2 protein-coding genes are annotated in these 2,144 nt (G+C 44.1%); one reads left to right on the top strand and one right to left on the bottom strand.

Going from position 1 to position 2,144, the window contains the following annotated elements; genetic code table 11:
- A partial coding sequence (locus WBA23_RS10435) for a family 20 glycosylhydrolase (protein WP_424582220.1) occupies positions 1 to 1,012 on the top strand: 1,012 nt, incomplete at its 5' end.
- A gap of 12 nt (positions 1,013 to 1,024) precedes the next feature.
- Here WBA23_RS10435 and WBA23_RS10440 read toward each other — a convergent pair.
- On the bottom strand, positions 1,025 to 2,144 hold a 1,120-nt coding region (locus WBA23_RS10440), incomplete at its 5' end, for a TlpA family protein disulfide reductase (RefSeq protein ID WP_424582221.1).

Genomic DNA, 2,144 nt, shown 5'->3' on the forward strand with positions numbered 1-2,144 from the left:
TTTCCAGGTAGACGATGTAAAGCGCTACATTGACCTGATGGCTTATTATAAGTTAAATAATCTGCATCTTCATCTGTCCGACGATCAGGGCTGGCGCATTGAAATTAAGTCGTGGCCTAAGCTGGCCGAGTACGGCGGCAGTACCCAGGTAGGTGGCGGCGCGGGTGGCCACTACACCCAGGAGCAGTACTCCGATCTGGTGCAATACGCTCAAGATCGGTTTATTACCATTGTTCCCGAAATTGATATGCCTGGTCACACCAACGCCGCTCTTACGGCTTATCCCGAACTGAATTGTAGTGGCAAAGCCGCCGAACTGTACACGGGTACCGAAGTAGGTTTCAGTACGCTATGCACGAGTAGCGAAAAGACTTATCAGTTCGTAGACGATGTAATCGGCGAGATAGCGGCATTGACTCCTGGCCCCTACATTCATATTGGTGGGGATGAATCACACGCTACGCCGATAGAAGAATATATTCCTTTTGTGAACCGAGCGCAGGAGATTGTGCTGAAGCACGGCAAGCAGGTGTTTGGCTGGGACGAAATTGCCAACGCTGAGCTAGTAGAAAATGCGGTAGTACAGTACTGGGCCGAAGCCGAAAACGCCACTAAAGCTATTGAGCAGGGCGGAAAAGTAATTATGTCGCCCGCCACCAAAACCTACCTAGATATGCAGTACGACTCTACTACCGAACTAGGATTACACTGGGCGGCCTATATTGAGGTAGACAGTGCCTATCAGTGGGAACCTACCGAGATGGTAGAAGGGGTGGGTCGGGAGCATATTCTAGGCATTGAAGCTCCTCTCTGGTCGGAAACGGTGACCAATATGGATGAGATTGAGTATATGGCCTTTCCCCGCCTGATTGGCATTGCCGAAATTGCCTGGACACCTCCCGCTGACCGCCAGTGGGAAGACTACCGCACCCGCCTCGGCCAGCACGCTCCTTATTTGGAAGCTTTAGAGATAGATTACTACACTTCGGATTTGGTGGATTGGATAGAATGAGAAACAGTGAGTTCAATTTATATATTTCATCACTGTATCAAATTCCTGCTCATAATATCTGGTAGGTTTATATAGTATTTTTCCAGTAGGGGAAATCAGATAGTAGGTAGGCCAATAATTAACATTGTACTTTCTCAAAATCGGATGATTCTTTCCGGCATGAAGCTTCACTCCAATGAAACTACGCTCATCGGCAATTTTTTTTCCTAGCTCAAAATCATCGTAACCATTGATAGATACGAAAACTACATCGCTCCCGTAACTCAAGTATGTACTCCTTAATTCTTCCATTGCTTTTATACAAGGGCCGCAACGAGAAAACCAAAAGTCTAGATATACATATTTGCCTCGTAGATCGGATAGACTAACCGAGTCGCCCTGATATGATGTGAGAGTAAAATCGGGAGCAGGTGCTTCTGGGGATAAGCGGATAATGTCACTAATAAGATAGTTAGTGTACTCTTCAATAAATAAACTCTCGGTAGAAATAGCAATTTTCTTTAGCTCATCAGGGACGTTCTTATCTACTAAGTATATGTCCGAGTCATACGAATGATAGTATGAATCTACCAAAGAAAGAAAAGCGAATTGCTGAAGGTTAGGGTTTTGAATTTTAGAAATAATACTGTCTACCTTGTTGAATGCAAAGACAGACTCGGCTATAGCCGATTCGCTGGAAGAGTGTTCTTTTAACATAAAGAATTGTCTGAGCGAATAGCCATACGTAAACTTGAGTGCTTCTGTGAGGAAGGGGGAATTGTAGGTTGACTCCTTATCCAAGAAGATGTCGTTTATATAGCTGACGTAATCCGTAAGGTTGTCTTTTTTAAAGCTCTGGACTAACTGATAAGGAAGAAGATAGTAGAAGACTTCTTGCTGATACGAATTTGCTATACCCAATTTCTTGATTTTGCGAACAGCCTTTTCAATTTTAGAGATGACCCCTCGCCCCTGCTTTTTGTTTCGTCCTAGGTGTAGCCAATAAATAGCTGATTCTCGCGCTCCACCGTAGTGCTTCTTAAAATGATTGACATTCGTTAAAATGGAATCAACGCTGCGCAAAGTTGTATTGATACCAGGGATACTTTCTTCTATTTTCCAAGTGTTACTCTCACCGGAATAATTCAAAACT

Origin of the sequence: Tunicatimonas sp., from assembly GCF_049647865.1 — a bacterium.
Taxonomy (GTDB): Bacteria; Bacteroidota; Bacteroidia; order Cytophagales; family Cyclobacteriaceae; genus Tunicatimonas.